Annotated in this window: 10 protein-coding genes; 8 read left to right on the top strand and 2 right to left on the bottom strand. The window is 72.0% G+C overall.

Features of this window, described 5'->3' with window-relative positions:
• The 3 genes from ABZ079_RS36110 to ABZ079_RS36100 form a co-directional block, all read left to right on the top strand.
• Nucleotides 1-3,239, top strand: a 3,239-nt coding sequence (locus ABZ079_RS36110) for an amino acid adenylation domain-containing protein (protein WP_356943671.1), incomplete at its 5' end; no start/stop codon positions are given.
• Nucleotides 3,236-4,504, top strand: coding sequence for a crotonyl-CoA carboxylase/reductase (ccrA, locus tag ABZ079_RS36105; protein ID WP_356943670.1), 1,269 nt, complete (start codon nucleotides 3,236-3,238; stop codon nucleotides 4,502-4,504). The genes ABZ079_RS36110 and ccrA, both read left to right, overlap by 4 nt.
• Nucleotides 4,505-4,560: 56 nt before the next feature.
• Nucleotides 4,561-6,018, top strand: a complete 1,458-nt coding sequence (locus ABZ079_RS36100; protein ID WP_356943669.1) for a DegT/DnrJ/EryC1/StrS family aminotransferase — start codon at nucleotides 4,561-4,563, stop codon at nucleotides 6,016-6,018.
• A 21-nt stretch (nucleotides 6,019-6,039) separates the two neighbouring features.
• Here ABZ079_RS36100 and ABZ079_RS36095 read toward each other — a convergent pair whose 3' ends face one another.
• Entirely contained in the window at nucleotides 6,040-7,014 is a 975-nt protein-coding gene (locus ABZ079_RS36095; protein WP_356943668.1) for a helix-turn-helix transcriptional regulator, read from the bottom strand.
• A gap of 447 nt (nucleotides 7,015-7,461) precedes the next feature.
• On the opposite strand from ABZ079_RS36095, the gene ABZ079_RS36090 reads away from it, so the two are divergent.
• The 4 genes from ABZ079_RS36090 (at nucleotide 7,462) to ABZ079_RS36075 (ending at nucleotide 13,017) form a co-directional block, all read left to right on the top strand.
• Nucleotides 7,462-9,186, top strand: coding sequence for an ABC transporter ATP-binding protein (locus tag ABZ079_RS36090; RefSeq protein ID WP_356943667.1), 1,725 nt, complete (start codon nucleotides 7,462-7,464; stop codon nucleotides 9,184-9,186).
• A 128-nt stretch (nucleotides 9,187-9,314) separates the two neighbouring features.
• The gene (locus ABZ079_RS36085; RefSeq protein WP_356943672.1) at nucleotides 9,315-11,051 is read left to right on the top strand and encodes an ABC transporter ATP-binding protein; all 1,737 of its coding nucleotides are present in this window, start codon (nucleotides 9,315-9,317) and stop codon (nucleotides 11,049-11,051) included.
• Nucleotides 11,052-11,067: 16 nt separating this feature from the next.
• Entirely contained in the window at nucleotides 11,068-11,736 is a 669-nt protein-coding gene (locus ABZ079_RS36080) for a response regulator transcription factor (protein ID WP_356943666.1), read from the top strand.
• Nucleotides 11,737-12,834: 1,098 nt separating this feature from the next.
• A complete protein-coding gene (locus ABZ079_RS36075; protein ID WP_356943665.1) occupies nucleotides 12,835-13,017 on the top strand; it encodes a hypothetical protein in 183 nt (60 codons plus the stop codon).
• 301 nt (nucleotides 13,018-13,318) lie between these two features.
• On the opposite strand, the gene ABZ079_RS36070 is transcribed toward ABZ079_RS36075, so the two are convergent.
• The gene (locus ABZ079_RS36070; protein WP_356943664.1) at nucleotides 13,319-13,813 is read right to left on the bottom strand and encodes a hypothetical protein; all 495 of its coding nucleotides are present in this window, start codon (nucleotides 13,811-13,813) and stop codon (nucleotides 13,319-13,321) included.
• Nucleotides 13,814-13,857: 44 nt separating this feature from the next.
• Between ABZ079_RS36070 and ABZ079_RS36065 the strand changes: the two genes are divergently transcribed.
• The coding region (locus ABZ079_RS36065) for an MBL fold metallo-hydrolase (protein WP_356943663.1) at nucleotides 13,858-14,129 on the top strand (272 nt) is incomplete at its 3' end.

Below are 14,129 nucleotides of genomic sequence, written 5' to 3'. Positions count from 1 at the left end.
CCCTCCTCCTCACCCACTACACCAACAACAACGACATCGTCTTCGGCACCACCGTCTCCGGCCGACCCCCCGAAATCCCCGGCATCGAAAACATGATCGGCCTCTTCATCAACACCATCCCCACCCGCGCCACCACACACCCCAACGACACCCTCCTCACCCTCATGCACCGCCTCCAAAACCAACAAGCCACCCTCCTCGACCACCACCACACCAGCCTCACCACCATCACCAACCAAACCCCCCACCCCCAACTCTTCGACACCACACTCGTCTTCGAGAACTACCCCACCCAGCCGGACACCCTCGCGCCGGTACGCAGCGGCGGGCTCGAGGTGAAGGGAGGCGACGGGAACGACGGTGCGCACTATCCGCTGAACCTCGTCGCCGCGCACAATCCCACCGACGACACCCTCCGCCTACGCCTCATCTACAACCCGAACGCCTACGACGAGGCCACCGCGCACCGCATCACCGACCACCTGCTCCACCTGCTCACCACCATCGCCCACCACCCCGAACAGCCCCTCACCCACACCACCCCCCTCACCCCCGAAGAACAGCTGACCCTCACCGAGACCTGGAACACCCGCCGGGACCGCGCACGCGGCGCGGACGTCACCATCCCCCAGCGCTTCGCCGAGATCGCCGCACGACGGGCGGACGAGCCGGCCTACCTCTCCGTACGCGGGGACCTGACCTTCGGGGAGATCGAGGAGCGGGCGAACCGCCTGGCCCATCTGCTGCTGGGGCTCAGGGGAGCCGACGCCGGGTCGGCGGCCGAGCGTCCCGTGGCGATCCTCATGGACCGCTCCGCCGAGCTGCTGGTGTCGATGCTCGCCGTCGTGAAGGCGGGCGCGCCGTACCTGCTGCTCGATGCCCGCTCGCCGGTCGCCCGGCTGTCCGCCGTCCTCGCGGAGAGCGGTGCCGAGCTGCTCCTGACCGCCCCGCTCGTGGAGGACATCGGCTGGCACGCGGACCTCGCGCCGGGCGTGCGGCAGCTGGAGTTCGCAGCGCTCGACCTCGACGCGCAGCCCGTGACCGCGCCCGACGCCGCGGTCCATCCCGACCAGCTGGCGTACATCATGTACACCTCGGGTTCCACAGGTGTGCCCAAGGGCGCTGCCCTGACGCACCGCAACGTGCTGCGTCTTGTCGAAGCGGACCCGTACGAGCCCGACGCCGGCCGAGGCGACCGCATGCTGTTCCACTCACCGCACGCCTGGGACGCCTCCACCTGGGAGCTGTGGGTGGCGCTGCTGCGCGGGCACCAGGTGGTCGAGGCGCCGCCCGGCCGGCTCGGTGTCCGGGACATCGCCCGCCTGCTCACGGACCACGGCATCACCCGCATGTGGCTGACCGCCGGACTGTTCAGGATCATGGCGGACGAGCACCCGCGCGCCTTCGCCGGAATGCGGGAGGTCTGCACGGGCGGTGACGTGGTCCCGGCCGAGGCCGTTCGCAAGGTCCTCGACGCCTGTCCCGGCCTGGTCGTGGTCGACGGATACGGGCCGACCGAGGCCACCGTGTTCACCACGCACCACCGGATGCGGGGCACGGACGCCGTCCCCGACAACGTGCCCATCGGCGGCCCGATCCCCAACATGCGCACCTACGTCCTGGACACCGCCCTGCGCCCGGTCGCGATCGGCGTGACCGGCGAGCTGTACATCGGAGGCGAGCAGGTCGGCCGCGGCTACGCGAACCGGCCGGACCTGACCGCGGAGCGGTTCGTGGCCGACCCGTTCGGGCCCGCGGGCTCCCGCCTGTACCGGACCGGGGACCTGGTGCGCTGGCGGGCGGACGGCACGCTGGAGTTCGTGGCCCGGTCGGACGCCCAGGTCAAGCTGCGCGGCTTCCGCATCGAGCCGGCCGAGATCGAGGCCGCGCTCGCCTCCCACGCCGCGGTCGGGCACCACGCCGTCGTGGTCCGGGAGGACCGTCCCGGGGACAAGCGGCTCGTCGCCTACGTGACCCGGGCCGACGGTCCCGGCACCCCGGACGGGGACCGCGGTGAAGCGGACGCGGCGCTCGCCGCGGCACTCCGCTCCCACCTGCGGCAGAGCCTGCCCGAGTACATGGTGCCGTCCGCCTGCGTGGTGCTGGACGCGCTCCCGCTCACCACCAACGGCAAGCTCGACCGTGAGGCGCTGCCCGCCCCCGTGTGGGCGGAGGCGGTACGCACCGCCCCGCGCACCGCCCAGGAGAAGACGCTCTGCCAGGTGTTCGCGGACGTGCTGGGTGTGGAAGAGGTGGGCGTCCACGACAACTTCTTCGAGCTCGGTGGGCACTCCCTGCTGGCGGCGCGACTGGCCGGCCACGTGCGCACGGCCTTCGGCGTCGACCTGCCGCTGCGCACCCTGTACGCGGCTTCGAGCCCCGCCGCGCTCGCCGGAGCGCTGGGCGAGGGAGCCGTGGCCCAGGACTTCGCGTTCCGCACCGTGCTCCCGCTGCGAGAGACCGGCAGCCGGACCCCGCTGTTCTGCGTGCACGCGGCCGGCGGGCTGGCCTGGCGGTACGCCGAGTTCCTCCAGCACCTGCCCAAGGACCAGCCGGTGTACGGGCTCCAGGCCTCCGGCCTGATCGCGGACGGGCTGCCCGGATCGGTCGAGGAGATGGCCGCCGCGTATCTGCGGGCGGTCCGCGAGATCCAGCCCGAGGGCCCGTACCGGCTGCTCGGCTGGTCGTTCGGCGGACTCGTGGTCCAGGAGATGGCGGTGCAGCTCGCGGAGCAGGGGCAGGAGACCGAACTGCTCGCGGTGCTCGACTCGTTCCCGGCGGACGAGGAGGACGGAGCACTGCCGGACCGGCAGGACGTCGTGCGCAGCCTGTTCGAGGTGATCGGCATCGACCCGGACGACGGCACGGTGCCCGACGGCGGCGGAGCGCGGGACGTCCTGCGCGACACCGACAGCACCTTCGGCCGGCTGCTCGGCGACCACCTGGAGGCGCTCGTGGAGATCACCCGTAACAACGTCGGCCTTCGGCAGGGCTTCCGCCCCCGCCGCCACGAAGGACCGATGACCCTCGTCCTGGCCGAGCACGAGGACACGTCCCCCGACGATCTGGTCGCGCTCTGGGACCCGTACCGCGCGGGCCCGGTCGACGTCCTGCACGTCGCCTGTTCCCACGCCCGGATGATGGACCCCGGTCCCGTCTCCGACCTCGCCGGCCCCCTCGCCAAGATCCTCGAAACCCTCGACCGGACGCCGGTGGCGTCGGAAGGCACGGAACGATGAAGGACCTCTACGACATCGGTGAGCTGCCGCCCCTGGGCGAAGTGCCGAGCCACATGCACGCGGCGCTGATCAGGCCCGAGCGCTACGGGGAGCCCGCGCGGGCGATCGCGACTGAGGTCGTTCCCGTGCCCGCGGTCGCACCGGGCAAGGTGCTCGTCCTGGTGATGGCCGCGGGAGTGAACTACAACAACGTGTGGGCGTCGCTCGGCAGCCCCGTGGACGTCGTCGCGGCCCGCCGCAAGGCCGGCCACCCGGAGGACTTCCACATCGGCGGGTCCGACGGCTCCGGCATCGTCTGGGCGGTGGGCGAGGGAGTCAAGCAGGTCAAGGTGGGCGACCAGGTCGTCATCGCGCCCGTCGTCTGGGACGAGACCGCCGCGGACATCCGCCTCGGCGCCGATCCGATGACCTCGACCAGCGCACTCGCGATGGGCTACGAGTCCAACTACGGATCCTTCGCCCAGTTCACCCTGCTGGACGAGTACCAGTGCCACCCCAAGCCCGCACGGCTGACCTGGGAGGAGGCCGGCTGCTTCATGCTCACCGCGGCCACCGTCTACCGCCAGCTGCGGGGCTGGGCGCCGCACACCGTGGAACCGGGCGACCCCGTCCTCATCTGGGGCGGGGCCGGCGGACTCGGCTCCATGGCCATCCAGATCGTCCGCCAGTTCGGCGGCGTCCCGGTGGCGGTGGTGTCCGACGAGGACAAGGCCGAGCACTGTCTCCGCCTCGGCGCCCGCGGCGTGATCAACAGGAAGGACTTCGGCCACTGGGGCCGGATCCCCTCCGAGGACGATCCCGTCGCGTACGCGGAGTGGCTGAACGGCATGCGCGCGTTCGGCCGGGCCTTCTGGGAGGTGCTGGGGGAGCGCCGGTCACCGCGGATCGTCCTGGAGCACCCCGGTGAGGACACCATCCCCACCTCCGTCTACCTCTGCGACAACGCCGGCATGGTCGTCACGTGCGGTGGCACCAGCGGCTACCGGGGCGACGTGGACCTGCGCTTCCTGTGGATGCGGCAGAAGCGGTTTCAGGGGTCCCACGGCGCGAACAGCGCCCAGTTCCGGGCCGTGGCCGAACTCGCCGCCCAGGGCGGGCTGGACCCCTGTATGTCGCTCGCCGTTCCCTTCTCCGGGATCGCCGACGTGCACCAGCTGATGTACGAGAACAGACACCCCTCCGGGAACATCGCCGTGCTCGTCGGCACCCCGGAGCCGTGCCGGCGAGACGTGCCCGGCCCGGCACGGACCCGCGCGTCCGTCTGACCCCCGTGTACACGTGTCCCCGCACACCGCGGAACCATCCAGAAGGCGACCGAACAGTGCCCACGACCCCCACGTCCACGACCCCCACGTCCACGACCGCCACACCCACGACCACCTCGACCACTTCCGTGATGAAGTCCTCCGGCGCGGCGGGCGGCAAGCTGGCCATGATCGGCGGCTCCCGGACCGTCCCGCGCACCGCCCGCATCGCGAAGTGGCCGGTGGTGACCCAGGAGGACGAGCAGGCGGTGGGCCGCGTCCTCGCCTCCGGCCGGTTCACCCTCGCCGCCCACGGCGAGGAGGAGATACCGGCCCTGGAACGGGAGTGGGCCGCCGAGACCGGCACCCGGCACTGCGTGGCGGTCTCCAACGGGACCGCCGCCCTGAGCCTGGCGCTGGCGGCCGCCGGCATCGAACCCGGGGACGAGGTGATCGTCCCGGCGCTCAGCTTCGTGGGCACCGCCGCGGCGCCCATGCACCTACTGGCGGTCCCCGTGTTCGTCGACGTCGACCCGGACACCTTCAACATGACACCGGCAGCGGTGGAAGCCGCCATCACACCCCGTACCCGCGCCGTCGTCGTCGTCCACCTGCACGGCCTGCCCGCCGACATGGACGAGATCAACGCCATCGCGCGCAAGCACGGCCTCGCCGTCGTGGAGGACGCGGCACAGGCGCACGGCGCCCGCTACCGGGGCCGGCCGGCGGGCGGGCTCGCCACCGTCGGGGCCTTCAGCCTCAACGTGAGCAAAAACCTGGCCACCTGCGGGGAGGGCGGCCTGGTCACCACCGACGACGAGGGCCTGGCCAGGAAGATCGCGGCGCTGCGCCAGTTCGGCGAGTTGTCGGGCGCGGACACCCCGCGCACCTACATCTCCCACGTGCTGGGCTGGAACAACAAGCCCAACGCGATCCAGGCCGCGTTCACCCGGAGCCAGCTGCACCGGTTCCCCGCCGACGGCCTGCGGCGCGAGCAGAACATCCGGCCCTTCCTGGACCGGGTCGCCAACCTGCCCGGATTCCTCGCCCCGCACCACGGAGCGGACCGCACCCACGCCTGGCACATCCTGCGCTTCCGGGTGATCCCCGCCGCGTTCGGTCTGGAGGACCGGTACGCCGGGCCGCTGCGGGCAGTTGTGCAGCGGGCGCTGCGCGCGGAGGGGGTGCCGGCCGCCCCCTACCAGTCCCTGCCGCTGCCCGCCCAGCACATGTTCCGTGTCGACAGCGGGTTCGACGCCTGGCCCTGGAAGCTGGCCGGTACCAGGCCGCAGCCCGGCGGACCCGAGGCGTTCCCGGCGGTCTTCCGGGTGATCGAGGACTCCTTCGCCATCCAGAAGGCCCACCTGCATCCGGACGCCGGCCCGCTGCTCGCCCACTACGCGGACGCCTTCGAGAAGGTCTGGCAGCACCGGGACGTTCTCGCCCGGCTCGCCACGACCCTGCCCCACACCCCTCCGTGGGAGGAGGCGTCCACCGCCGCCGCGGCCGAATGGGAGCGGGCCTTCCCCTCCTGACCGGCCGCGGAGCGGCTGCCGCTACCGGACCCAGCCGCGCGCGGTGGCCAGTACGCCGGCCTGGAAACGGCTCCTGGCGCCGAGCTGAGCCGTCAGCTTTGCGGTGATCCGGCGGCTGGTGCGCACCGACACGCCCAGCTTGCGGGCAATGGTGTCATCGGTGTGCCCGTCGGCCAGCAGCTGGAGGATCGCCGCCTCCTGGGGCGTGAGCTCCTCCTCCTGCTCGGTCCCGGGGGCCGCGGCCTCGAGCGGGGTCGCGGCCTTCCAGACCTGCTCGAACAGGTCGCACAGGGCGCTGACCACGCCGGTGCTGTGCAGCAGCAGTGCACCGGCCCGGGTCGTCTCCGGGTCCAGCGGCACGATGGCCGTGCCGCGGTCGTAGATCACCATGCGGGGAGGCAGGACGGCGGCGGTGCGGACTTCGGCGCCGGAGTCCACCAGCCAGCGTGCGTAGTCGATGGTGGGGCGGTCGTTGACGATGCTTTCGAGGTAGATCGTGCGCATCCGCACGTTACGGCCGAGCACCCTGCTGTCGAGCGGGCGGCTGGCCTCCATGTTCGCCGGGGTCTGGGCCCCGGACGGATTGAACCCCATGATCTCCGAAGAGCACTTGGCGGCGAGCGCCTCGATCTTGAACCGGATGCTGTCGATGTTGGTGAGGCGTTCGACGTCGGGGTCCTGCCGGCCCTGCTTGGTGTGCTGGAACTCGGCGACGACTTCTTCGAGGGCGGCCCGGCTGGCGGAGATGCGCTTCTGTTCCCGCAACAGGTCCGCTTCCTGACGGGCCAGCAGGGAGGCCAGCCCGACCTCGGGGTCGACCGCCCGCACTTCGCCCGGGGAGTCCCAGGAGGGCCGGACCAGCAGCAGCCGGCCCAGTTCGTCCAGGCAGTCGTGGATCTCCCGGGAGTCCAGGCGGAGCCGGGCCGCCAGCTGCTCGATATCGGCCCCGGGGACCTTGAGCATCTCCCAGTAGACGGCTTCCGCTTTGCCTTCCAAGCCCAGTTCCGCGAACACGTTTTTACATCCCCCTTGTGATCCACTCCTGGCAGCCCGGTTGGCCAAGTCCAGCCCGACGAGAACGTCACCGACTAGCGGCAGACCAGCAGTTGATCAAGTTCAACCCAATAATCCCGCCATCGTCAAACGAGAACGGGCGCCGACCGGTTCCCGCCGTGCGCGGTGGCAGCTTGCTGTCCGGGCGAGGTCCTGACACCGCAGCTCATCGCCCTGGCAGGGAGTTCCGGCAAGACTTCCCGGTATCGCCGGGAGCAGCCGGGGAACCGTTCCGGGATACCGCTGCCCTGGATCGAATTTCGGATTTTCTCGATCACGGATGGGGAGCATGGGCACCTCTGGGAACCTTCGGCCCGCGGCCGCCGCGCGGTCCGGGAACCGAACCGGGCCGGCCGGCCGTCCGGGCGCCGGCCGAGCGGGATCCGGCCGGTGATCGCCTTCCTGTGGCGCTCCGTGCGCCCGTACCCCGTGGCGCTGGCCGTACTGGTCCTCCTGCAGATCGCGGCCGTGGCCGCCGGCCTCCTCCTGCCCGACATCAACGCGCGGATCATCGACCGCGGGGTGACCGCCGGTTCCAGCGGCCGTGTGCTCGGCCTGGCGCTGGTGATGCTCGGGCTAGCCGTGCTCCAGGTCGCGCCAGCCGTCGGGGCCGTCTACGCGGGTGCCCGGATCTCCCTGGCAGCCGCCCGTGACCTGCGTGTTTCCGTGTTCGAGCGGGTGCAGGTGCTGTCCTGCCAGGAGTTCGCCGCCTTTGGGGCCCCGTCCCTGCTGGCGCGGACCACGAACGACGTCCAGCAGGTCCAGCGCGTGCTGACGATGGCCCTCGCGTACGTCGTGACGGCTCCGGCGACCTGGATCGGCGGTGTGGTCATGGCGGTCCGCCACGACGCGCGGCTCTCCCTGGTCGTGCTGGCGGTGGCCCCGGTGCTCGGCGGGCTGACGACGCTGGTCATCCGCCGGATGCGATCCCGGTCGCAGGCCTTGCAACGAGGTGTGGACGCGGTGAACCGCGTGCTGCGGGAGCAGCTCGGCGGTATCCGGGTGATCCGGGCCTTCGCCAAGGACGCCCAGGAACAGAAACGTTTCGGCCAATCGAACGCGGTCCTCTCCGAGACCACCCTCGGTCTCGCACGGCACACCGCGCTGCTGCTCCCGCTCACCACCCTGACGGCCAACCTTGCCGTCGTCGCCGTGATGTGGCTCGGCGCTGGCAGGCTCGCCGACGGAACGATCCGGGTGGGGGTCCTGGTCGCCCTGATGTCATGGCTGACGCAGGTCTTCGGCGCCTCCCTGCTCCTCGTCGCCGTGTTCGTCGTCGCCCCCCGCGCCGAGGTCTGCGTACGGCGGATCAGTGAGGTGCTCGCCCCCCGCGCGGAAACGGCGGCGCCGCCGACCCGGGAACCGGCCAGGCCCGGCCACCTGGAGATCCGCGAGGCCGGGTTCCGTTACGGCGGGGCCGAGGAACCGGTGCTGCACGGCGTCGACCTGGTGGTGTCACCCGGCGAGACGATCGCGGTGACCGGCCCGACCGGCAGCGGCAAGTCGACGCTGCTGGCGCTCGTTCCCCGGCTGTTCGAGCCGACCGGCGGGACGGTACGGGTCGCGGGCGTCGACGTACGCGAACTCGACCCCGAGGTGGTCGCCCGGACCGTCGGGCTGGTTCCGCAGAAGGCCCAGCTGTTCTCCGGGACCATCGCGTCCAACCTGCGGTACGGCAAGGCCGACGCCACCGACGAGGAACTGTGGCACGCCCTGGACGTCGCGCAGGCCCGCGCGTTCGTGGAGGGCATGGACGGCGGGCTCGAAGCACCGGTCTCCCAGGGCGGTGCCAACGTCTCCGGCGGGCAGCGCCAGCGCCTCGCCATCGCCCGGACACTGGTGCGACGCCCGGACATCTACCTCTTCGACGACGCCTTCTCGGCACTGGACCAGGCGACCGAGGCGGCACTGTGCCGGGCCCTGGCCGACGAGACCCGCCACGCGACCGTCGTCATCGTCTCGCAGCGGGCCTCGGCGGTCCGCCGCGCGGACCGCGTCGTCGTGCTGGACCGGGGACGTGTCGTCGGCGAGGGACGGCACGAAGAACTCATGGCGAGCAGCGAGACGTACCGGGACCTCATGGGCTCGCAGCTGACGGAAACGGGGACGGCGTGATGGCACTACGAGGCACCGGCCGCGGCCGACGGGAGAGCCGGACGGAGACCGGCACGGCCTTCGCCAAGGGCCGGCGGCCGGGGGACTGGTCCGTGGAACTCCGCGGGACCGTCCGCAGGCTCCTGACGATGATGCGGCGCGAACCGCGGCTTCTCCACGGAGTGGCGGCGCTGGGCGCGTTCGCGGTGGTGCCGGCGCTGGCCGGCCCCTGGCTGCTGGGCAGGGCCACGGACTCCGTCGTCTCGGGCGGCGGCCGCGAAGCGGTGGGCGTTCTGCTGGCGTCGGCCGTCCTGGTCTTCGCGGGGGAGGCGCTGTGCCGCGTCCTGCAGGGCCGGTGGGCGGCACGGCTCGCGACCGGTGTGGCACACCGCCTGCGCGCGGACAGCCAGGCCAAGCTCTCCCGCCTGCCGGTAGCGTACTTCGACCGGGCCCGGCGCGGTGACGTGCTGAGCCGGATCACCCACGACATCGACAACGTCGGCCAGACGATCCAGCAGGCCATCGGCACGTTCGTCAACGCCCTGCTGACCGTCGCGGGCGTGCTGGCGGTGATGCTCTGGCTCTCCCCCCTCCTCGCGCTGGTCGCGCTGGTCTCCGTGCCCCTCGCGCTCTTCGCGTCGGGCCGCGTCGGGGCGGCGGCCCAACCCCACTTCGTCCGCCAGTGGGCCTCCACGGGCGCGGTCACCGCGCACGCCGAGGAGACGTACAGCGGCCATCTGCTCGTGAAGGCCTTCGGCCGGGAGCGGCGGTCGGTGGCGGAGTTCGCCGAGCTCAACGACGACCTCTACCGGGCCGGTCTGCGCGCCCAGGTCATCAGCGGCGTGCTGCAGCCGCTGATGATGCTGGTGTGCCACCTCAACTACATGCTGGTCGCGGTCGCCGGGGCGGTGCAGGTGGCCTCGGGTTCGCTCTCGATCGGCCAGGTGCAGGCGTTCATCCAGTACTCCGGCCAGTTCTCCGCCCCATTGGCGAACTTGGCGGGGATGGCCAACGTGGTGCAGTCCGGCGTGGCCTCTGCCGAGCGGGTCTTCGAGTTCCTGGACGCCGAGGAACAGGCCCCCGAACCCGTCGTGGCGGCCGCGCTGCCGCAGCCGGGCCGGGGCCGCGTCGCGTTCGAGGGGGTCTCCTTCCGCTACGCGGCCGACCGGCCCCTGATCGAGGACCTGTCGCTGACGGCCGAGCCCGGCCACACCGTGGCGATCGTCGGACCGACCGGAGCCGGGAAGACCACGCTCGTGAGCCTCCTCATGCGGTTCTACGAGGCGACCGGCGGCCGGATCACCGTTGACGGCGTCGACATCGCCGGACTTCCCAGGGAGGAGCTGCGGTCCCCCATCGGCATGGTCCTGCAGGACACCTGGCTCTTCGGGGGCACCATCGCCGAGAACATCGCCTACGGCGCCCCGCGCCCCGGCACCACCCGCGCCGACGTGGAACGGGCCGCCCGCGCCGCGCAGGCGGACCGCTTCATCCGCACCCTGCCCCGTGGCTACGACACCGTGATCGACGAGGACGGCAGCCGGCTGAGCGCGGGCGAGCGCCAACTGATCACCATCGCCCGGGCCTTCCTGTCCGACCCGGTGATCCTCGTCATGGACGAGGCCACCAGCTCGGTCGACGGCCGTACCGAACTCCTCGTCCAGCAGGCCATGGGCCGCCTGGCAGCCGGCCGCACCAGCTTCGTCATCGCCCACCGGCTGTCGACCGTCCGCCACGCCGACACGATCCTCGTCATGTCGGACGGATCCATCGCCGAACAGGGCACCCACGACGAACTGCTCGCCGCCGGAGGCGCGTACGCCGCGCTGCACCGGGCCCGGTTCACCCCGGAGCGCACCCGCTCCGCCACACCCAGTACCACCTGACGAAAAGATCGCCGCCATGCTGAGCCGAATCCTTGTCTGCGAAGAACTGCCGCTGATGAGAGAGGGGTTGCACACGCTCCTCGACGCGCTGCCCGACATCGACGTGCTCGCCTCCACCGAGAGCCGGATGGAGACGCTCCGACTGGCTCGGACGCGACGCCCCGACGTGGTCCTCATCGGTGTCTCCGAGGTGGCGTCCGCCGTACGCCTCGTACGCAGCCTCGGCGACGAGGCCCGGCCCCCGCGCACGGTGCCAGGGTCGGTGGTCTTCCACGGCCGGGGCGATGACCGGGGCGTGGCCGAACTGCTGCGGGCCGGCACCAGGGGACTGCTGAACCGGGACGCCACCAGCGCGGAGGTCATCGCCACCACGCGTGCCGTGGCGCGGGGGCGGGCCGCCGTCGGCCCGGACGTCGTCGACAGCCTCGTCGACTGGTTCCGCAACGGTGCCTCTCCCCGCCCCGACCCCGGACCGGAGGCCGGGTCGCTGACCGGTCGGGAGCGGCAGGTGCTCGCCCTCGTCGGCCAGGGCCTCTCGGTCGACGACATCGCCGGGGACCTGTACATCGGCGTGAGCACGGTACGGACCCACCTGCACCGCATCCGCCACAAGGTCGGCCTGCGGGACCGGGCACAGCTCGTCGCCTTCGCCTACCGCACGGGCCTGGTGAGCCACGTGGCATGACGGTCTGCTGCCCTCCCCGGGCTGGGGACGGTCCGGCCGGTCCAGCGGTGCCGACGCCCTCGGCGGCGGGGCCCTTCGTCGTCGTCCTCCTCCTCGTAGTCCTGAACGATGGCCTTCAGGCGCTTGGTCCGCTGGTGTCCGCGACCAGCGTCCCGTCGACGTTGAGGATGACCGGGTTGACGACGCCGTGCCGACGCAGGGAGCCCTGGAGCCGCACGAACGAAGCCTCCGACAGGCGACGCGGGCACCCGCCCGGCACACCGGGCCTGCGGCCACAGCGGAAGCCGGAAGAAGGGGTCCTCGGTGTCGCCGGTCACCGCCCCGGTCAGCCCGTTGCCGCGCAGCTCGGCAGTCCTCGCCGCAGCCTCCTGCGGGCTCTTGGCGCCGGCGGACTCCGAAGCGGTTCCTGTGCGCATCCACAGGCCATGGCTCTGAAAATTTCGTGGCTGAACCGCGCGATCGCCGCTGCCGGTATCGCCACCGTGTACCGGTTCCCCGAGGAGACGGGAGAGGACGAGCGCGCCGTCCCGGCCATGCTCGGCTCCCCCCGGGTGTCGCGCACCGGCGTACAGGTGACCGGTACTGTGGGGGAGATGGCCGCCTGGAACGCCGCCGCCCTCGTCTTCCTGAACGAACTCAATCCGGCGGTACGGGAGTTCGAGCTGGCCGAGGAGCGCGTCCTGCGACGGCGCGGGCGGCTGGTGACCCGGCGGTGGGCGGAGGCGACGCACGGGAGGGCCGAGGCGGTATTCCTGGCCCGGTCGAGCCCGCGGCCGCCGCCTACCGGCCGGTGCGCGAGGCCGTGGAGCGGCGGATCGCCGAACAGGAGGCCCAGCGTGTCGAGGCGGGCCGACCCGGGAACAGGAACGGCGGCGGGAGGAGGCCCTGGCCCGGTTCGCGGAGTGGGAGTGGCGGCAGGCGGCCGCAGACCGTCCGCTGCCCGGCGGGAGCACTCCCCGGGAGCTGGCGGCGCGGGGCGCGACGCCGCCGGCCTGGCCCGCCGCGCTGCGGGAGACGGTCGGTGACACCGACGCCTGGTGGCAGCGCGTCCTCGCGTCGGTCCGCAACGAGCGGGCCCGTGACGAGGCCGTTCGGAAGGTGACCGGGGCGATCACCGCGACCGCGGCGGCCCCGGAGCAGGCCGGCCGGCCTGGCATCAGCGCCGTCAAGGACCGGCCGTTCGAGGTGCGCAACGGTTGGTGGGTGCACTTCACTTGGTCCGGCCTCCCGGACGCCACCTGGCTCAGGACACCGCCGGACATGCCGACGGGACACCTGTAGGCGGGGGAGTGGCGCCACGACGCGTTCCACCTGTCCCGGATCCTCCTCATGCGCGGGCCGTCCGCCGCCTATCGCCTGGCGTACGTGACCAGCGAGAGCATCGCGAACGGACTGGCGACCCGCTACCAGTGGCGGGAGTGGGAGATCGAACAGTTCGCGCAGGCGCTGTTCCCCGACCGGCTCACCCACCGCACGACCCACACGTTCGAGGACGCGGTGCGCCTGCGCGTCACCGACCACGCCGACCCGGCCGCCTACGTGCCGTACACCGACGCGGTCGCACGCCGGGCGAGGAGGCAGCTCACGGCGGGCGCGGTGAGGGCGACGTCCAACGGCAGCACGGTGAGTTCCAGACCGCTGGCCGCGAACCGCAGGCTCCCGTGGTGTAGAGCCAGCCGAAGCCCTGGGAGCGTCGGTGTTCCGGAATGGTCCTCTCGACCGCGTAGGAGCGGATCGCGTTCAGCGGAGCGGTGCACAGGCCCGCGACGATCACGACGGTGAGCAGGGCGGTCCAACTGCCTGCCTGCCCCACCCCGACGGCCGCCACGGCCACCACCGCCGAGAGGGCACCCGCCTGCGACCCGGGGCCGTCGGGCAGCCGGTCCGTCACGACGGTGTAGGCGATGCCCGCGAGGGCGCTGCTGCCGGCGAGGACCGTGATGATCGCTCCGCCGCCGAAGGTACCGGATCCCAGGGTCTGAGCCAGCGGAAGAGCCTGCGTTTCGATGGCGCCAAGGGTGTGGCTGAACGCGACGCCCACCGCGACCCAGGCGATGAATCCCAGGTTCGATCGCACAGGTAATGGATCACCCCGTCCCACTCTCCGGGTAACGTCAGGGTATGAGTCATCCGCACCCTGAGCTGAAAGCCGCACCGCCCCTTCCCGAAGGAGGGCTGCGGGTCATCGCCCTGGGCGGCCTGGGCGAGATCGGCCGCAACATGACCGTCTTCGAGCACGCGGGCAAGCTGCTCATCGTCGACTGCGGCGTGCTGTTCCCCGAGGAGACCCAGCCCGGAGTGGACGTGATCCTGCCGGACTTCACCTCGATCCGGGACCGGCTGGACGACATCGTGGCCGTGGTACTCACCCACGGCCACGAGGACCACATCGG

It is taken from the genome of Streptomyces sp. NPDC006314, assembly GCF_040613075.1.
In the GTDB taxonomy this organism is placed as follows: Bacteria; Actinomycetota; Actinomycetes; order Streptomycetales; family Streptomycetaceae; genus Streptomyces.
The sequence above is the reverse complement of the archived record's forward strand: the minus strand, read 5'-3'. Positions and strand labels throughout refer to the sequence as shown.